This window comes from Paenibacillus sp. HWE-109 (assembly GCF_022163125.1).
Taxonomy (GTDB): Bacteria; Bacillota; Bacilli; order Paenibacillales; family NBRC-103111; genus Paenibacillus_E.
Genome location: NZ_CP091881.1, coordinates 377,057 through 391,744 on the forward strand (window position 1 = coordinate 377,057; position 14,688 = coordinate 391,744).

Genomic DNA, 14,688 nt, shown 5'->3' on the forward strand with positions numbered 1-14,688 from the left:
CCCATGTTTAAATTTAACGATGAAAAAGGCCAACTCAAATGTTCCTTTTGTGGAAAATCCCAGGATCAAGTTCGCAAACTTGTTGCAGGTCCGGGAGTTTACATTTGTGATGAATGTATAGAGCTTTGCACGGAGATTGTGGAAGAAGAATTAGGTCATGAAGAAGAGCTTGATCTGAAGGATGTTCCGAAACCAAAGGAAATTCGCAACATTTTGGATCAGTATGTTATCGGTCAAGAACAAGCTAAGAAATCACTGGCTGTAGCGGTTTATAATCACTACAAACGGATTAATTCCCAAAATAAACTGGAAGACGTTGAACTTCAAAAGAGTAACATCGTCCTTCTAGGGCCAACAGGTAGCGGTAAAACGTTGCTGGCGCAAACACTAGCCAAAATTCTGAACGTGCCTTTCGCGATCGCAGATGCCACTTCATTGACAGAAGCGGGATATGTAGGGGAAGACGTTGAGAACATTTTGCTCAAATTGATTCAAGCTGCTGATTATGATGTAGAGAAGGCCGAGCGCGGCATTATCTACATCGATGAGATTGATAAAGTTGCACGCAAATCCGAGAACCCTTCGATTACTCGAGATGTTTCCGGTGAAGGCGTACAGCAAGCTTTGCTGAAAATTCTTGAGGGTACAGTAGCTTCCGTTCCTCCACAAGGTGGACGCAAGCATCCGCACCAAGAATTCATTCAAATCGACACAACGAATATTCTGTTTATTTGTGGTGGGGCTTTTGACGGTCTTGAGCAAATTATCAAACGCAGAATCGGTAAAAAAGTAATCGGTTTTAGCACGGATGGTGCTAAAGTTGATTTGAAACCAGGTGAGTACCTGTCCATGGTATTGCCAGAGGATCTTCTGAGATTCGGTCTAATTCCGGAATTCGTAGGTCGTTTACCGGTTATCTCCACTCTTGAGCCGCTGGATGAAGCAGCGCTTGTGCGTATTCTTTCCGAGCCTAAGAATGCGCTTGTGAAGCAATACCAGAAGATGCTTGAAATGGATAACGTTTCGCTCGAATTCGATGCAGAGGCGCTTGACGCCATTGCCAAAGAAGCGATCAAACGGAATACGGGTGCGCGTGGACTGAGAGCGATCATTGAGAGCATTATGCTTGATGTGATGTTCGAGGTTCCTTCAAGAACGGACGTTTCCACTTGCGTGGTGTCGAAGGAAACGGTTCAAAACAAGATCACTCCTGTTTTGACGACCAAAGAGGGCGCTCCTGCGACAGGCAAGAAGAAAGAAGAAAGTGCGTAACCCATAATTTCATAAACGAACACACAGCCTCCAATCCGGTTTCCTCGAAGGAAATTGGAGCGGAGGATGTTTGGTGTCATGGGGAGAGAAACCATAATGTTCCATAGAAGAGATACGCGAGCTGTACGAGTGGGCGATCTGACCATCGGCGGCAGCAATGAAGTGATCATGCAAAGCATGTGTACAACGAAAACAGCTGATGTGAAAGCGACCGTAGCGGAAATTCTTCGTCTTGAAGAAGCCGGTTGTCAATTGGTACGAGTTACCGTCAACAACAAGGAAGCTGCTGAAGCGATTAAAGAAATTAAGAAACAGATTCATATTCCGCTCGTTTCAGATATCCATTTTGACTATCGTTTGGCGCTTGCTGCGATTGAGAATGGGATCGATAAAGTCCGTATCAACCCAGGCAATATCGGCCGTCGCGAGAAAGTGGAAGCGGTCGTTAAAGCTTGCAAAGAACGTGGGATTCCCATTCGCATTGGAGTCAATGCCGGTTCATTGGAACATCACCTGCTCGAGAAGTATGGATATCCAACGCCGGAAGCGATGGTAGAAAGTGCTTTGTTCCACATTAATATCCTGGAAGAGCTGGATTTCCATGATATTATCGTGTCCCTCAAAGCTTCTGATGTGCCGATGGCCATTGCTGCCTATTCACAAGCGGCCCAAGCCTTCAATTATCCACTCCACCTGGGGATTACAGAAGCGGGAACGCTTTTTACGGGAGCTGTGAAGAGCGCCGCAGGTATTGGTACTTTGCTGAATATGGGGATCGGGAATACACTTCGTATCTCGCTCAGCGCAGATCCAGTTGAAGAGATCAAAGTGGCTCGCGAGCTGCTCAAAACTTTCGGTTTGATTACGAATGCCGCAACGCTAGTATCCTGTCCGACCTGCGGTCGTTTGGATATTGATCTATTCTCGATTGCTAACGAGGTTGAAGAGTACATCTCCAAAATCAAGGTGCCCATCAAGGTATCTGTGTTGGGTTGTGCGGTTAACGGCCCAGGAGAAGCTCGTGAAGCCGATATCGGCATCGCAGGCGCTCGTGGTGAAGGCATGTTGTTCCGCTACGGAGAAATGATTCGTAAAGTGCCTGAAGCAGAATTACTCGCTGAGCTCAAAAAAGAAATTGATATCATTGTTGATTCATATACAAAGACAGGTGTCATTCCTGGCCGCAAACACTAATCGTTATCATAACAAGGCGATATTAGACCATCAGGGCAAGTCCTGATGGTCTTTGTGTACTTATAATAACATTATGAGAATAAGGAACTAGTGCTCAAATAGGAACCCGCAGGATACTAACCTGCGTAGGTTCCTTTTGCTTTTTTATAGACCTAAGAGCGCATATTTGTGGGCTAAGAGAAGCATAATGAATAAAACTGGAAAGCTTGCTCAAAAGTCGCAAGTTTTGCTAATGATGAAATGACTATAAGGAGAATGACCATGAATTTGCGAAATCAATATGCATCGACTCGCCTTGCTGCCCTAACAGGATTGTTGGGAATAGGCTTGCTTATACTGCCTATGCAGACAGGAGCCGAAGCTGGTTTAAAGCCTGCGCAGCCAGTTACTGAAATGAGCGCTAAGAGAGTGGCCATCGTCATTGATGATTTTGGCAATAATATGGATGGGACCAAAGAAATGATGAATCTGCCCATTCCACTGACAGTTGCGGTCATGCCATTCCTGCCTTCGAGCAAGCAAGATGCGCAATTAGCGCATGAGAAAGGTCATGAAGTTATTCTTCACCTTCCCATGGAGCCTGTGCGAGGCAAGAAGAGTTGGCTAGGTCCGGGAGCGATTACGACTGATTTGTCCAATGAAGAGATCCACAAACGGATTGTCGCGGCCATAGATGATATCCCTTATGTGATAGGCATCAACAATCATATGGGTTCCAAAGCAACGGCTGATGAGAGAGTGATGAAAATTCTCGTGGACATTTGCAAGGAGAGGAATCTCATGCTGCTGGACAGCCGTACAACACCCAAAAGTGTCATCGGCAAGTTGGCTGGTCCGCAAGGTGTGCCATTTTCAGAAAATCAATTATTCTTTGATGATCTCTATACGTACAGCCATATCAGCAAACAAATGACAAGATTTAAAAAACTGGTTCATGAGAGAGAAACCGTCATCGCCATTGGTCACGTTGGTCCGCCTGGAAAGAAAACGGCGCAGGTAATTAAAGAAGCGATCCCGGCGATTCAGAAAGAAGCAACGTTCGTAACGATTTCCCAAACGATAAAACGTCCGACTAATTAACAGATGGGTGAGTCATCCGGATATATTGTTCTACTCCTTTGGTAATCGCTTCGGCCAGCTTTGCTTGGTGATGAGAACTATTAAGCAGCTTGCGATCGGCCTTATTGGAAAGGAAGCCAAGCTCTACAATAACGGTAGGGCATTTGGTGTTCCTAATGACGAAATATTTTTTGCCGAGCACAGGTAATTCTTCCGTCCCGTAGACTCGATTGAGCGATTCCTGTAAAAGTTGAGCAAGCAAGATGCTTTCCGATCGATTCTGATAAATGACAATAGGTCCTCTTATATCCGATTTACGAGACCAATTGATATGCAAGCTTAGCATCATTTGAGGTTTAATCGTATTGGCTAAGCCGGAACGTTGAGCCAAATCTTTACGATGCCTGCTGCCATAGGACCACTTGTTGTCATCGCTTAATGCGTAATCTTTCGAGCGGTTCATGATGACGCGATAGCCTTTTTTTTGCAGGAGCTTATAAGTCTTTTGGGATATGGCGAGATTGATGTCTTTCTCCTGATATTTGCCGACCATCGTTCCGCTGTCTATGCCGCCATGTCCTACATCAAGAATGACATCTGCGCTTGGCAATAAAGGATCGTTGGTAAAAGCGTAGGCATTTGAACTCGATGTAAGTAAGCAAAGGGAAAGTAGAAGGCGTACAAAATACTTCACGAAGCCACATCCTTTTGCACGATTATTTACACTTATCCTTCTTCCCCAAGGGGGCTATCATACATCCTGCAAAAGTTTGCATGGATTGGATTAACCTTCTTTTACACGGGAATAATGGATGTTAGTGCAGGGCTGTTTTGCCAAAGCAAAACTCTAAGGAGGTAAAGGATATGAGTTTAAGTATCATTCTGATGGTGATTCAAGTGTTTTTTGCTGTTGTAATCGGGTTGTATTTCTGGAATTTATTGCGTAATCAACAGACGAACCGGTCTGCTGTCGATAGAGAATCCAGAAAAGAGTTGGAGAAGCTGAGAAAACTCAGATCCATTTCCTTAACCAAGCCGCTGTCGGAGAAAACGAGACCATCCTCGATGCAGGATATTGTGGGTCAAGTCGAAGGGTTGAAAGCATTGAAAGCGGCGCTTTGCGGACCTAATCCGCAGCACGTTATCATTTATGGACCTCCGGGTGTTGGTAAAACAGCAGCAGCCCGTGTGGTGCTGGAAGAGGCGAAGAAGAATCAAGAGTCACCGTTCCGCCCCGATTCTAAGTTTACGGAGATTGATGCGACTACCGCGCGCTTCGACGAAAGAGGCATAGCCGATCCACTGATCGGTTCTGTTCATGATCCTATTTATCAGGGTGCAGGCGCTATGGGTGTCGCTGGGATTCCGCAGCCTAAACCCGGCGCAGTTACCAAAGCGCATGGCGGAATTTTGTTTATCGATGAGATCGGTGAATTGCATGCTACACAAATGAACAAATTACTAAAAGTGCTGGAGGATCGTAAAGTATTTCTGGAGAGTGCGTATTATAGCTCCGAAGATGCGAATATTCCAGGCTATATTCATGATATATTTCAGAATGGCCTGCCCGCTGATTTCCGTTTGGTCGGAGCGACGACTCGTACGCCAAGTGAGATTCCTCCAGCGATTCGTTCCCGCTGTCTAGAAATTTATTTCCGTCCGCTTCTTCCTAACGAAGTAGGGGACATTGCGCGGAAAGCGCTCGATAAGATCGGCTTCAAGAAGTGTGAAGCCGCGATTGAAGTTGTAATGAGGTATGCGACGAATGGGAGAGAAGCGGTCAACGTGATTCAGCTTGCCGCGGGTATTGCCTTAACGGATAAACGTGATGAGATTACGGCAGGCGACATTGAGTGGGTCGTCAATTCGTCACAGATTCCACCAAGACCGGAGCGTAAAGTCCCTGCACACCCGCAAATCGGCTTTGTTAACGGATTAGCGGTTTATGGTCCTAATTTGGGCACCCTGCTGGAGATTGAAGTGACTGCGATTCCGGTTGCTGCTGCAGGTACAGGCAAATTTAATATTACAGGCGTAGTGGATGAGGAAGAAATGGGAGGCGGTTCCCGGACGATTCGTCGCAAAAGCATGGCGCGAGGTTCCGTAGAGAATGTGCTAACCGTCTTGCGCAAGCTTGGTTTTAACACATCTGATTATGACCTGCATATTAACTTTCCTGGCGGTGTGCCGATCGATGGGCCTTCTGCGGGCATTTCGATGGCTACGGCTATTGCATCTGCGTTACATAAAATTCCAGTCGATAATAAACTGGCCATGACGGGAGAAATGAGCATCCACGGCAAGGTGAAACCGGTCGGCGGGGTTGTGGCGAAGGTGGAAGCTGCTTTCCAGGCGGGAGCTACGAAAGTGATTATCCCCAAAGAAAATTGGCAAGAGCTGTTCGCTGACCTGCCAGGCGTGGAGGTTATCGCTGCTGACTCCATAGAGGAAGTACTGCGTGTAGCATTAGGAATTGAACTTCACGACAACGTTATTCCACTGCCGTTTACTTCCGAGAGGGCCGTGCCTGCTGCTTCGCTGCCTATTCTACATGCGAATTCCCAGCATACGATTGATTCTTGATCTCGGCTTCAAATGAATACCTTACATCATGCGTTAGTTGTCAATTGGTGTTTTGTTTTTAGTTTTGTTAAAATGTAAAGGGCAACTAGGGATACAAACCAAAACTGAGAGACTTTGAACTCCGTTCAATGGTCCAAAACTGAGAGACTTTGAGCACGGCTCAAAGATCCCTATAAATGGAGGTGCAGAGGATGGGACCCGGAAAAATCAAGGTGCGCAGATTGCCGCTATTGCCTCTTAGGGGATTGCTGGTTTATCCGAGCATGGTTCTACATCTAGATGTAGGGCGGGAAAAGTCGGTTAAAGCACTCGAACGGGCAATGGTGGATGACAGCATGATTCTCCTCTGCTCTCAATCTGAGATCAACATTGAAGAACCTTCCAAAGAGGATATTTATCGCATCGGTACCATCGCGAAGGTGCGACAGATGCTGAAACTGCCGAACGGAACGATCCGTGTGTTAGTGGAAGGCGTGTTGCGCGCTGAGATTGTAGAGTATCTAGTCAACGATGAATATTACGAAGTGACGGCCAAAGAATTGCCGGAACAGGAAATCACCGATCCCGAGATCGATGCTCTTATGCGGACTGTGCTGAACCAGTTTGAGAATTACATTAATTTGTCGAAAAAGGTTACACCGGAAACGCTTGCCGCGGTTTCGGATATCGATGAACCAGGCCGCTTGGCGGATGTCATATGCAGTCACCTTTCGCTCAAAATCAAAGATAAGCAGGATATTTTGGAAACGGTAGATGTCCGAGAGCGTCTCGAAAAAATGCTCAATATCTTAAATAATGAGCGAGAAGTGCTTGAATTGGAACGCAAGATCAGTCAACGCGTCAAAAAGCAAATGGAAAAAACGCAGAAGGAATATTACCTTCGCGAGCAAATGAAAGCAATTCAGAAGGAGCTTGGCGATAAAGAAGGTCGGGCAGGGGAAGTGGATGAGCTGCGCAGTCAGCTAGCAGAAGCTGAACTGCCTGACAAGGTTCGCGAGAAGGTCGAGAAAGAAATCGACCGTCTGGAGAAAATGCCAGCCACTTCTGCGGAAGGCGGCGTCATTCGCAACTATATCGACTGGTTGCTGGGGCTTCCATGGAGCAAGCAGACGGAAGATGATTTGGATCTGATTAAGGCGGAAGAGATCCTGAATGAGGATCATTTTGGTCTCGAGAAGCCCAAGGAACGTGTGCTTGAGTACTTGGCGGTTCAGAAGCTTGTCAAAAAGCTGAAAGGCCCGATTCTCTGTCTTGTAGGTCCTCCAGGCGTGGGTAAAACATCGATCGCGCGTTCGATCGCCAGATCCATGGGCAGACAGTTTATTCGCATTTCACTTGGCGGAGTCAGAGATGAAGCTGAGATTCGCGGTCATCGCCGCACGTATGTTGGCGCCATGCCAGGGCGGATCATTCAAGGTATGAAGAATGCCGGAGCGAATAACCCGGTATTCCTGTTAGATGAAATTGATAAAATGGCGATGGATTTCCGCGGCGATCCTGCCTCAGCCTTGCTGGAAGTCCTTGATCCCGAACAGAACAGCACTTTTAGTGATCATTTCATTGAAGTTCCTTATGACTTATCCAATGTTATGTTTGTAACGACAGCGAACGCTGTGCACAACATTCCCCGCCCTCTGCTAGATCGGATGGAGGTTCTCTACATTCCGGGCTATACGGAAATTGAGAAGCTGCAGATTGCGAAGAAGTATTTATTGCCTAAGCAGAAACGTGACCATGGACTAGAGGAAGATCAACTGATAGTAGATGAAGCTGCGTTAATGAAAATTGTGCGTGAATACACGCGCGAAGCAGGCGTACGTAACTTGGAACAGCAAGTTGCCGGTGTGAACCGCAAAGCGGCCAAGAAAATCGTTTCTGACCCTCAAACGCCTGTACATGTCACAGAAGAGAACTTGAAGGATTACCTTGGTCCAATCAAGTACCGGTACAGTGTAGCGGAAGAGAAGGACCAGATTGGCGCAGTAACAGGGCTGGCATGGACAGAGGTCGGTGGAGATACCTTGGTCATCGAAGTTACCATTATGCCTGGAACAGGCAAATTGACTTTGACAGGGAAACTCGGTGATGTGATGAAGGAATCTGCGCAAGCAGCTTTCAGTTATACGCGTACTCGTGCGGATGTTTTCGGTATTGCACCTGATTTTCACGAGAAAAACGATATTCACATTCATATTCCCGAGGGTGCCATTCCTAAGGATGGTCCATCCGCAGGCATTACGATGGCAACGGCCTTGATCTCAGCCTTGACGAATATCCCGGTCTCCCGTATAGTCGCAATGACAGGCGAGATTACGCTTCGCGGCCGTGTGCTTCCGATCGGAGGTCTTAAGGAGAAAGCGCTCGCTGCGCATCGCGCTGGTATTCGTACCATTCTCTTGCCGCAAGACAATGAGAAAGATCTCGTCGAAATTCCAGAAAGTGTCCGCGCAGAGATGACCTTTATTCCGGTCAGCCATATGGATCAGGTGCTGGAACATGCGCTTGTCAAAAATAGGCCTCCCGCTCACGTCGGATAAACATAGAAAGTAGCTGAACATTCATGAAAGTCAATCAAGCTGAGTTTATTATCAGTGCGGTTGGACCCAGCCAATATCCAGAGGATGCCTTGCCAGAGATAGCTCTGGCAGGGCGTTCTAATGTCGGGAAGTCTTCGCTTATCAATTGCTTGATATCCCGCAAGAATTTGGCCAGGACCAGCTCGCAACCCGGTAAAACCCAAACGTTAAACTATTACAAGATTAATCAGGACTTATACTTTGTCGATCTTCCCGGTTATGGTTATGCCAAAGTATCCAAAACGAAGCGGGAGCAATGGGGCAAATTCATTGAAAGCTATTTGATGAATCGCGAAACGCTGCGTCTCGTCATGCAATTAGTGGATTTACGTCATCCGCCATCCAAAGATGATCAAGCGATGTATGAGTGGCTTAGGCACAATGATGTACCTGTTATCGTTGTGGCAACCAAAGCTGACAAAATTCCCAAAAGCAGATGGTCCAAGCATATCAAGATTGTGCGCGAGACACTGGGCATGGACAAAGGTGTTCAACCTTTGATGTTTTCCTCCGAGCTTGGCCTCGGCAAAGACGAGCTGTGGGGCATTCTAGAGCAAGCCATCGCATATGGCGAGCCTACAGTCCCAGAAGAAGATGTTGAGATCGCAAGTGAGCAAGAGCCGTCCTGATTCATAGGGCGGTTTTTTGTGTAATCAGGAGTAGGACGTCAAAAGAGTGAGAAAATCTAGAAGAAGTACACGGGATAGCGAGGTTTTCTGGGGAAAATTTGCTGGCATTCCGTAATTCCTTGGTTTTTTCAGAATATTTGGCTGATTATCATGAATTGCGCGCAGGAATATTAATGGCGCATGTAGTATAATAATAAACAAGGTAAGCTTTAATAAGAGTAAATGGCTTGAAAACAAAGAATCGAGGGATTTTTATGGCACAAAGGTTAGCGACTGAATATGTCAAAACCTGCCTCCAGTTAACAGAAGCCGAGATGTTCAGGTTTTTTCAAATGTTTGTGGATCATCAAGTGACCTTGCAAGTGAAAGTTTTGGAAAATGGCAACCAAGAGGTTGTTTTTCAAGATGGAGCAGGTCAGGAAATTGTCCTCTCATTTGAAAAGAAATCGGGCCTATATGAATGCACAGGATCCTGCAGATTAAGCAATACCCTACTAGCTAACTTAATGCGTAAGGCCGTTTCTGAGTTCAAAGGCAGTGCAACCGTCAACCGGATTTACCCCAGCTATACGATGGTTTACTACTACGAACGCGGTACAGTTGTGAAGATTGAGGAAGTCAAAGGTCAATTATTAACCGTTATTTATGAATACAGAGATACAATTGGACTTATGCAGCAAATGTTCCAGAAGCGTGAAGTTGAGCAGGAAATTGAGATGATTTACGATCAAATCAACCATCTTCTTGATATGCGCAATATGCTGCAAGAGCCCGAAGAACACCAGCAGATTGACACTCGCCTCAATGAACTGACACATCGTTTGTTTATTCTGGAGGCTTAATCACACATATATTCAAATTTCTAAAGACCCAATTTGGGTCTTTTTTCTTTAGCAAATGAGTGAACAGGAAGGGCACTTTCAACATACATTAGATGTGGCATCGATTCGGAAGAAGGCGGTTGGCAAAAAAAACTATTGCATTTCTCGTCGATAGATGTTATTTTTATTCTCGTTGAAAACAATATAGGAACCAGGATTCACTCAGGACATTGAATGTTGCGAGAGATAATACCCTCGGGAAGTGAATGACGTAGGTCCTAGCGGATGAAATTTTTTTTCAGACATTTTATTCCTAGGAAGGGGGAACCGAAAGATGGAAACAGAATACTCAACTTTCGGAAGACACGTTGCTGTAGATACTTGGGGGGTAGATTTCGAACTTCTGAACAATGCAGATTGGCTGCAAGCTCAGATGGTAGAAGCTGCCGAGGTATGCGGAGCAACCGTACTATCTGTACAATCCAAGCAATTTGAACCACAAGGAGCAACTGTACTTGTTATGTTGTCCGAGAGTCATCTCTCCATTCATACTTATCCTGAGAGAGGTTTTGCCGCGCTTGACTGTTATACTTGCGGTGAGACAGTGGACCCTCAATTAGCAATTGATTTTATGGTATCCGTATTGAAACCAGAAACGTTCTATGCGAAGAAGCTAGTTCGCGGTATGGGTGAACTGAAAGTAGAAACTCCAGAAATTAAGCAAGCAGAGCTTGTTAAATAAGAGTCTGCACATAACCATAACGATAACCACGGAGAAATCCGTGGTTATTTGTTTGTCCTCCTGCCCATACACTGTTATTGCGGCACATGTCCAGGTGACAGGAAGTGGGGGGGATCGATTTGAAACAGAAATTAGCAAGGAAAGCGGTCATCTACGGGGTTGTGCTCTTTCTTATTATTTGGCCGTTGTATCAGCTTATTCACATGCTTGGCAATCACAAAGAAGAGCACGATGCGACGCATCTGTTATATCAGGTATCTTTGTTTCAGATGGAGCTTTTGAAAAGTTACTTGGAGGAAGCCGCTCAAAGCAAAACGACCGATGAACTGGATGCGAGCAAGCAGGCGCTGTATTCAGCTGGCTACACGCATGAACGGCTCGTGCTGGCTGCTGGAGGCGCAGATTACTTGACTCCGCTGGATAGCATAACACAGCTTACACAGTATCTGCAGCGATTACAGGTGGGCGGAGAGCGGGCGTTTAAAGCGGATGAACTCCAAACACTCAAGGAAGCCGGTTTGCAATATAAGAATATGTACGAAATTTATGAGAAAATGATGGCCTCAAACGGTGACATTATTTCTTCGCAAAATGCGAAACTAGCGGTGTTAGATCGTAATTTGACTCAATTTCTAAGAAAAAAAATGCTGCAATAAAGGGGCATTGGCGATGCATAGGTATATAGGAGACAAATGCTGTGAAAACTAACGAGCAGACAGAAGCATTCATAAATTATACAAAAAATTTGTCGGAATGCCGGTTTTGCTGTGCTATAATGATTCATAGAAATAGATCGAAAGGCAGGTGGTACCTTTGCATATCATCGCAGTAGGCTTGAATTATCGGACAGCTCCAGTGGAAATTCGGGAGAGATTTGCGTTCTCCGAATCCGATTTGCCTAAAGCAATTGCAGAATTAAAAGAAACGAAAAGCATATTGGAGTGTGTAATTGTAGCCACCTGCAATCGCACTGAAATTTATGCGGTTGTGGATCGGCCACAGCTGTGCAGTCATTATTTGACACATTTCATTTCGCGTTGGTTCCAGGTTGAAAAGGATCAGTTCCAAAAACATTTATATATGTATGAAAATGAAAAAGCCATTGATCATTTGTTTCGCGTAACAAGCGGACTAGATTCAATGGTGATTGGGGAGACCCAAATCCTTGGACAAGTGAGAGATGCTTTTTTATCATCTCAAAAAATGAAAGCAACAGGTGCTTATTTCAATACTTTGTTTAAGCAGTCGGTAACGCTCGCCAAGAAAGCTCACTCCGAAACAGGGATCAGCAACAACCCGGTTTCAGTCAGCTACGCTGCGGTAGAACTCGGCAAACGTATATTCGGATCCTATGTGAACAAAACGGTCATGATTATCGGTGCAGGCAAGATGAGTGAACTTACCGTTAAGCATCTATATGCGAATGGGGCTAACAAAGTTATTGTCGTTAATCGCACATTCGAGCGTGCGGTGGAATTGGCGGATAAATTCAATGGTATTCCATGTACCGTAGACAACATGCTTGGGTATTTGCCGGAAGTGGATATCATTATTAGCTCAACAGGAGCTCCGGGGTATGTACTAACCAGAAATGATCTTCAAGCACATGTGCAAAAGAGAAAATCCCGTCCCTTGTTTATGATGGATATTGCTGTGCCGCGTGATTTGGATCCTCAAATCAGTGACCTGCCAAACGTGTTCCTCTATGACATTGATGATTTGGAACACATCGTAGACAAGCATTTGCAAGAGAGAAAGAAAGAAGCGGCTAAGATTGAAATTATGATTGAAACAGAGATTGGCGTTTTTGAACAATGGACCAAAACGTTGGGCGTGAGTCCTGTTATCAATGCGCTGCAAGCAAAAGCGAGTATGATCCACGAAGAGACGATGGACAGCATGCTCAAAAAACTGCCTGATCTCGACGAGCGTGAGATTAAAGTCATACGCAAATTAACGAAGAGTATTGTTAATCAAGTGCTGCGTGATCCTATTCTGCGTATCAAGGAAATGGCCGGAGAACGTCATGGGGATGAAGCGCTGGAGCTGTTCACGAAGCTCTTTGCCTTAGAAGAAACACTGGAACAACAAGAGCAAGCCAATCAGTTAGCAGAAGAACGGGAAGCGGAGCAAAAAGCACTGGAAGCCAAGCAATTGCTCGAAGAGAAGTTGTCCGTGCGTGGTCTACAGACCGCAGATGTTCTAGCACAATCTTGAGAAGAAAGGCGCTAATCGCCTAGGAGAGGTGCCATGGTCACACGTAGCTGGTTGTTTGATGCGATGATTTATATGTATGCCCTGAGCCTGTTGTTTTACTTTTCGGATTTCGCCAACGCGAACCGGAATGCGAAACGGATGGGGACGGGGCTGCTTTTGTTTGTATGGGTTCTGCAGACCGCTTATTTAGGAATGAACTTATACGGACATTTGACTGAATGGGCCTTTGCTCGCTCAGACGTGCTTTTTATGTTCTCCTGGTTGATAGTCACCATTTCGTTGTTGATAAATCGCTTTTTCCGTATTGAATTGTTTGTATTTTTCGTCAATGTGCTTGGATTTGCCATTCTAGCCCTGAATATCTTTGGGAACCCGCATGTAAAGCCGATCAAAGCCGGTTGGGATATCAACGATGAGCTATTATTTATACATATTACTTTGGCGATTGGCAGTTACGCGGCTTTTTCCATAGCAGCTATATTCTCGGGGATGTATGTTTTCCTGCATAACATGTTGAAGGCGAAGAAATTCTCACAAACCGTGATGCGGTTGCCATCGCTCGAGAAAATCGATCATTACACGTATTTCTCGGTCATTATTGGGGCACCGCTGCTTTTAATGGCATTATCTTTGGGCGTAGTTTGGGTCGTCCTACAAGGGAATAAGAACTTGTTGTACGATCCTAAAGTGATTAATTCCTTTTTTGTACTAGTTGCCTATGCGTTCTATTTATTTCAACAAAAGTCGATGCGAATTTCTGGTTATAAATTGGCAGCCTGGAATCTCGCTGCATTCTTCATCGTTGTGTTGAATTTCGTTGTTTCAAATTTCTTCTCAGGTTTTCATGACTGGATATGGAGCTAACTAAGATGAAGCATCCGTATCCAATTATGGTTAATTTGTCAGGCCGCACATGTTTGGTTGTTGGAGGGGGCCTTGTCGCTCAGCGCAAAGTCCAATCCTTGCTCCAAGCAGGAGCTGCGGTTACCGTCATCAGCTTATCTTTTACTGAGGCATTGATGGATTTGGGAAGCCGCTCGGAAGTCGTTCTCAGCCGGCAGAATTTCGATCCAGCTATGTTGAACTCAAGTTTAAAAGGTTCCTGTTATACGTTGGTTGTAGCTGCTACGAATGATGCTCAGGTAAACGCGCAGATTGAAGCTTTGGCCTCACGTGAAGGCATATTAGTCAATGTGGTTGACCAGCCGCAGCTCAGTTCTTTTATTGTACCCTCCGTCGTGCGCAGAGGAAAATTAGTGATCGCGGTGTCAACCGGCGGAGCCAGTCCCTCGACAGCTAGGAAAATCGTTCAAGAGCTGGATGAGCGCTACGGCGAAGAGTACGAGCTCTATCTTGAATTTCTTAGTGAATTGCGTTTGTTCATCCAGAAGAAGGTAATGGATAAGCAAGAGAGACAGCGGATGTTCAAAGAAATGCTGGCTTGGGATGTACTTGCCCACATTCGTGAGGGTACATTTGAACGATGGAAAGAGAAACTTTACGATGCTTTAGAGAAAGAAACGCGGTTGAATGAACAAACAGGTGAAGTGGAGATCAGTCCATCTGCTTGGTCAGCGATCAGAGATTTCGAATAG

At 45.5% G+C, this 14,688-nt stretch carries 13 protein-coding genes; 12 read left to right on the top strand and 1 reads right to left on the bottom strand.

The window, feature by feature from the left end:
• The first annotated feature begins 3 nt into the window (after positions 1 to 3).
• The 3 genes from clpX (at position 4) to LOZ80_RS01710 (ending at position 3,546) form a co-directional block, all read left to right on the top strand.
• Positions 4 to 1,272 (top strand): ATP-dependent protease ATP-binding subunit ClpX, encoded by a 1,269-nt coding sequence (gene clpX / locus LOZ80_RS01700; protein WP_189013506.1) that lies wholly within the window; start codon positions 4 to 6, stop codon positions 1,270 to 1,272.
• Positions 1,273 to 1,368: 96 nt separating this feature from the next.
• Complete coding sequence (gene ispG / locus LOZ80_RS01705) at positions 1,369 to 2,466, top strand: flavodoxin-dependent (E)-4-hydroxy-3-methylbut-2-enyl-diphosphate synthase (RefSeq protein ID WP_238169807.1); 1,098 nt, start codon at positions 1,369 to 1,371, stop codon at positions 2,464 to 2,466.
• Between the two features lie 342 nt (positions 2,467 to 2,808).
• Positions 2,809 to 3,546, top strand: a complete 738-nt coding sequence (locus LOZ80_RS01710; RefSeq protein WP_443147041.1) for a divergent polysaccharide deacetylase family protein — start codon at positions 2,809 to 2,811, stop codon at positions 3,544 to 3,546.
• Here the strand turns inward: LOZ80_RS01710 and LOZ80_RS01715 are convergent.
• Positions 3,539 to 4,219, bottom strand: a complete 681-nt coding sequence (locus tag LOZ80_RS01715; RefSeq protein ID WP_238169809.1) for an N-acetylmuramoyl-L-alanine amidase family protein — start codon at positions 4,217 to 4,219, stop codon at positions 3,539 to 3,541. The two genes, LOZ80_RS01710 and LOZ80_RS01715, sit on opposite strands and share 8 nt — an antisense overlap.
• A gap of 170 nt (positions 4,220 to 4,389) precedes the next feature.
• Here LOZ80_RS01715 and lonB point away from each other — a divergent pair, with 170 nt between their 5' ends.
• From lonB to LOZ80_RS01760, 9 genes are all read left to right on the top strand, one after another.
• Positions 4,390 to 6,108, top strand: coding sequence for an ATP-dependent protease LonB (gene lonB / locus LOZ80_RS01720; RefSeq protein ID WP_238169810.1), 1,719 nt, complete (start codon positions 4,390 to 4,392; stop codon positions 6,106 to 6,108).
• Positions 6,109 to 6,299: 191 nt separating this feature from the next.
• On the top strand, positions 6,300 to 8,645 hold the full coding sequence (lon, locus tag LOZ80_RS01725) for an endopeptidase La (protein WP_238169811.1): 2,346 nt from the start codon (positions 6,300 to 6,302) through the stop codon (positions 8,643 to 8,645).
• A 23-nt stretch (positions 8,646 to 8,668) separates the two neighbouring features.
• Positions 8,669 to 9,313 carry a ribosome biogenesis GTP-binding protein YihA/YsxC gene (gene yihA / locus LOZ80_RS01730; protein ID WP_238169812.1) on the top strand — a complete coding sequence of 215 codons (645 nt, stop codon included), beginning with the start codon at positions 8,669 to 8,671 and terminating at the stop codon, positions 9,311 to 9,313.
• Positions 9,314 to 9,567: 254 nt separating this feature from the next.
• Complete coding sequence (locus tag LOZ80_RS01735; RefSeq protein WP_238169813.1) at positions 9,568 to 10,155, top strand: non-ribosomal peptide synthetase module; 588 nt, start codon at positions 9,568 to 9,570, stop codon at positions 10,153 to 10,155.
• A 313-nt stretch (positions 10,156 to 10,468) separates the two neighbouring features.
• Positions 10,469 to 10,876, top strand: coding sequence for an adenosylmethionine decarboxylase (gene speD / locus LOZ80_RS01740; protein ID WP_079419122.1), 408 nt, complete (start codon positions 10,469 to 10,471; stop codon positions 10,874 to 10,876).
• A gap of 119 nt (positions 10,877 to 10,995) precedes the next feature.
• Positions 10,996 to 11,532 (top strand): S-adenosylmethionine decarboxylase, encoded by a 537-nt coding sequence (locus LOZ80_RS01745; RefSeq protein ID WP_238169814.1) that lies wholly within the window; start codon positions 10,996 to 10,998, stop codon positions 11,530 to 11,532.
• Positions 11,533 to 11,689: 157 nt separating this feature from the next.
• Positions 11,690 to 13,093 carry a glutamyl-tRNA reductase gene (hemA, locus tag LOZ80_RS01750; RefSeq protein ID WP_238169815.1) on the top strand — a complete coding sequence of 468 codons (1,404 nt, stop codon included), beginning with the start codon at positions 11,690 to 11,692 and terminating at the stop codon, positions 13,091 to 13,093.
• Positions 13,094 to 13,126: 33 nt separating this feature from the next.
• Positions 13,127 to 13,957 carry a cytochrome C assembly family protein gene (locus LOZ80_RS01755; protein ID WP_238169816.1) on the top strand — a complete coding sequence of 277 codons (831 nt, stop codon included), beginning with the start codon at positions 13,127 to 13,129 and terminating at the stop codon, positions 13,955 to 13,957.
• Between the two features lie 5 nt (positions 13,958 to 13,962).
• Entirely contained in the window at positions 13,963 to 14,688 is a 726-nt protein-coding gene (locus tag LOZ80_RS01760; protein ID WP_238169817.1) for a precorrin-2 dehydrogenase/sirohydrochlorin ferrochelatase family protein, read from the top strand.

Coding starts and splice junctions, on each gene's coding strand:
- ispG (WP_238169807.1), top strand. CDS start 1,369: ATGTTCCATAGAAGAGATACGCGAGCTGTACGAGTGGGCGATCTGACC.
- LOZ80_RS01735 (WP_238169813.1), top strand. CDS start 9,568: ATGGCACAAAGGTTAGCGACTGAATATGTCAAAACCTGCCTCCAGTTA.
- LOZ80_RS01710 (WP_443147041.1), top strand. CDS start 2,809: ATGCAGACAGGAGCCGAAGCTGGTTTAAAGCCTGCGCAGCCAGTTACT.
- LOZ80_RS01755 (WP_238169816.1), top strand. CDS start 13,127: ATGGTCACACGTAGCTGGTTGTTTGATGCGATGATTTATATGTATGCC.
- clpX (WP_189013506.1), top strand. CDS start 4: ATGTTTAAATTTAACGATGAAAAAGGCCAACTCAAATGTTCCTTTTGT.
- yihA (WP_238169812.1), top strand. CDS start 8,669: ATGAAAGTCAATCAAGCTGAGTTTATTATCAGTGCGGTTGGACCCAGC.
- lon (WP_238169811.1), top strand. CDS start 6,300: ATGGGACCCGGAAAAATCAAGGTGCGCAGATTGCCGCTATTGCCTCTT.
- speD (WP_079419122.1), top strand. CDS start 10,469: ATGGAAACAGAATACTCAACTTTCGGAAGACACGTTGCTGTAGATACT.
- LOZ80_RS01760 (WP_238169817.1), top strand. CDS start 13,963: ATGAAGCATCCGTATCCAATTATGGTTAATTTGTCAGGCCGCACATGT.
- lonB (WP_238169810.1), top strand. CDS start 4,390: ATGAGTTTAAGTATCATTCTGATGGTGATTCAAGTGTTTTTTGCTGTT.